The organism is uncultured Bifidobacterium sp. (assembly GCF_963540075.1).
GTDB lineage: Bacteria > Actinomycetota > Actinomycetes > Actinomycetales > Bifidobacteriaceae > Bifidobacterium.
In genome coordinates this window covers 1-3251 of record NZ_CAUTOG010000083.1, presented here as the reverse complement: position 1 = coordinate 3251, position 3251 = coordinate 1, and the positions used below count along the sequence as shown (strand labels likewise).

General features: G+C 64.3%; 4 protein-coding genes. 3 read left to right on the top strand and 1 reads right to left on the bottom strand.

Annotated features, from left to right (window positions below; genetic code table 11):
- On the bottom strand, nucleotides 1-218 hold a 218-nt coding region (locus RWX87_RS06740), incomplete at its 3' end, for a hypothetical protein (protein WP_314688833.1).
- Between the two features lie 271 nt (nucleotides 219-489).
- On the opposite strand from RWX87_RS06740, the gene RWX87_RS06735 reads away from it, so the two are divergent.
- The 3 genes from RWX87_RS06735 to RWX87_RS06725 all read left to right on the top strand — a co-directional run bounded on the left by RWX87_RS06735 (nucleotide 490) and on the right by RWX87_RS06725 (nucleotide 3164).
- Nucleotides 490-1722 (top strand): SPFH domain-containing protein, encoded by a 1233-nt coding sequence (locus tag RWX87_RS06735; RefSeq protein ID WP_314688831.1) that lies wholly within the window; start codon nucleotides 490-492, stop codon nucleotides 1720-1722.
- 1 nt (nucleotide 1723) lies between these two features.
- Nucleotides 1724-1939 carry a hypothetical protein gene (locus tag RWX87_RS06730; protein ID WP_314688829.1) on the top strand — a complete coding sequence of 72 codons (216 nt, stop codon included), beginning with the start codon at nucleotides 1724-1726 and terminating at the stop codon, nucleotides 1937-1939.
- A 196-nt stretch (nucleotides 1940-2135) separates the two neighbouring features.
- Nucleotides 2136-3164 carry a bile acid:sodium symporter family protein gene (locus RWX87_RS06725; protein WP_314688828.1) on the top strand — a complete coding sequence of 343 codons (1029 nt, stop codon included), beginning with the start codon at nucleotides 2136-2138 and terminating at the stop codon, nucleotides 3162-3164.
- Nucleotides 3165-3251: the final 87 nt, after the last annotated feature.

Genomic DNA, 3251 nt, shown 5'->3' with positions numbered 1-3251 from the left:
AGCGCGTCATCGATGCCGGTGTCGAGGTCGAGGATGAGCGGACGGCGACGAACGGAGACGGAGGGCAACAAATCGACCATGCCTCCACTGTAAATCCGGATGAATCCTGCCGGATGGATCCGGATTCGACTGACGCGCCCACGACCGGCAGGGTCGTCCAGAACAGTCGCTGATTGGAACAGACCTGGATCCAGCGCATGAAGCACCGACGAGTGCATCCAGTGAACTCCGCCGTCCGGCCATCGGAGAATGCCGCAGCGGTCCGTTCGCCGTCATGCCGAGCGAATGCATACTGATGTCAATGTGATATCATTTTGATGTCAGGTCGGACGGAGCCGGAACCGTGAAGGGCGGACGGCGTCCACGACCGGACGACCCGACATGACCGATCGCCATCCGGCGACGACGTCCGGAGACCGCGAGCAGAACGGCACCCCGGACGAAAACCACACGGAAACAGACAAAGAAAACAACGAAGAAGGAGAGACCATGACGACGACGCCACGCACACCCCAATCGGAAGACCCGCAACCAGAAGCACCACGACCGGAAACGCCCCGACCCGGAGCCTCACGAGCAACGGACGCCGGTGCCGGGCGAACGACCACCACCCGTACGAACACCACGGACGGCGCGACCGCCGGCTCCCCCACGAACGCCGACGCGCCCGCCCTCGCCGGAATCCCGGCCATCCGCACCGCCACCACGGAACGCCCGGGCTCGACGCACAGCGGCTGGACGGCCCTTGTGCTCGTGCTCCTCGGCTGGCTCGCCACGCTGGCCCTGATGGCGGTGGGGATCGTCCTGATGGCTGGCGATGCGGACGCCCAAGGCGTTCCGTTCGCCATCGGAATCGTCCTGCTCGTCGTCTCGATCCTCGCCATCCTGCCGATGTCCATCGTCCTCGGCGGCTTCTTCACGCTGCAGCCCAACGAAGCCCGCGTTCTCGTGCTGTTCGGCGAATACCGCGGAACCATTCGCCAGACCGGATTCCACTGGGCGAATCCCTTCTATTCACGGACGCTGTCGGGGCCGTCGACTCAGGCCATCGCACAAGCCGTCAAGAAGGCCACCGACGACACCGACGACTCCTCGGCGACGACGGACGCCGTCAAGGCCACCGTGTCCCTGCGCGCCCGCACACTCAACGGCCCGAAGCTCAAGGTCAACGACAAGAACGGCAATCCCATCGAGATCGCCACCGTCGTCGTCTGGCACGTGGTCGACACCGCGAAGGCCGTGTTCGACGTCGACCATTACGAGCAGTACGTGAGCACCCAGTCCGAGACCGCGTTGCGTCATGTGGCCAGCCTGTACGCCTACGACCACAACGGCGACGGCGACGAGGCCGCCGCCGGGCAGATCACGCTGCGGTCCAACATCATCGAGGTGTCCCAGGCGCTGAAGAAGGAGCTGTCCGAACGGCTCGGACCTGCAGGAATCGCCGTGGACGACGCGCGTCTGACGCATCTGGCCTACGCTCCGGAGATCGCCCAGGTCATGCTGCGCCGGCAGCAGGCCGAGGCCATCATCGCCGCCCGCACCAAGATCGTGCAGGGAGCGGTGTCCATGGTCGACATGGCCCTGAAGGAGCTCGACCAGGACGGCATCGTCGAGCTCGACGAGGAGCGCAAGGCCTCGATGGTGTCGAATCTGATGGTCGTGCTGTGCGGCGACAACGACGCCCAGCCGGTGATCAACGCAGGTAGCCTGTACAGCTGATATGGCAGCGAGAAAACAGTATCCGCTCCGGGTCGACCCGGCCCTGTGGGCCGCGGTCGAGAAGTGGGCGGCCGACGAGCTGCGCAGCGTGAACGGACAGATGGAGTTCATCATCCGCGACTCGCTGCGCCGCGCCGGACGTCTTCCCGACGACGCCAGACCCTCCAGGACCAACTCCCGGCGACGGCCGGGGGGCACCGACGAAACCGAGGAATAGGCCCGCGACGACATCACCCTCGAAGTCCACTACGTGGTCGATTCCGGCGACGATCCGTCCATCCTTCTACCATGTGCCTCGCCACAAGCGCTGAAAACACCGCAACATTCTCCCTAGGACGAGCCGGCCTCGGCCACGACACCGACGGACCGGAACACATAGAGAAGCAGAGAAGTACAAAGAGGGTTCGTAGGTCATGGAGAAGGTCAAGGGTGCGGCCGACTGGCTCACCAAATGGTTCACGCTGATCGTCATCGTCTGGGCGGTCTTCAACTACTTCGTCCCCGCCACCAGCGTGTGGGGCAAAAGCTATACCGGATACCTGCTGGGGGTCGTGCTGTTCGGCATGGGTCTGACCCTGTCGCTCGACGATTTCGCGCGCATCATCAAGCAGCCGCTGATGGTCATCGTCGGAACCGTCGCGCATTACGTCATCATGCCTCTGATCGCCGTGCTGCTGTGCTGGATCTTCCGACTCGATGGACCCATCGCCGTCGGGGTCATCCTCGTGGGATGCTGCCCGTCCGGAACCTCGTCGAACGTCATGAGCTACCTGTCGCGCGGCGACGTGGCGCTTGACGTCTCCATCGGCATCCTCTCGACGCTGCTCGCGCCCCTCATGATTCCGCTGCTCATGCAGGGCCTCGCCTCCCGCTACGTGGCCATCCCGTGGCAGTCGCTGTTCCTCAGCGCCCTCAAGGTCGTGCTTCTCCCCATCGCGCTCGGCCTCATCTGCCACGCCATCTTCAAGGAGAAGATCGCGAAGGTCACGGTGGCGCTGCCCATCGTCTCGCAGGTCGCCATCCTGCTCATCATCGGCGTCGTCGTGGCCGTCAACCAGGCGAAGCTCTTCAGCCCCGAGACCCTGCTCGCCATCCCCGTGGTCATGCTTCACAACCTGTGCGGATACGGGCTTGGATACGGGTTCTCGAAGCTGATGTACAAGGTGTATCCCAAGGGCTTCAAGTACGCGCAGCAGAAGGCCATCACCTTCGAGGTGGGGATGCAGGACTCCGCCCTGGGAGCCACCCTGGCGCTGACCTCCTTCGCCGCGACGCCCGTCGCCGCCATCCCGTCGACGTTCTTCAGCGTCTGGCACAACATCTCCGGCTCGGTGCTCTCGTCGTGGTGGCGTCGCCATGACGACAAGTACGGCATCGCCGCCGACGCGGACAACCGCAGGATAACCTCCGAGACTACGGCAACCGCGACCGCGACCGCGTGATTCACGGTTCGCCGGTCGGCATCGCACCGTCATATTGAAGCCCCGCTCCCAATCGGAGCGGGGCTTTCGTTATGGGGGACGTCATGG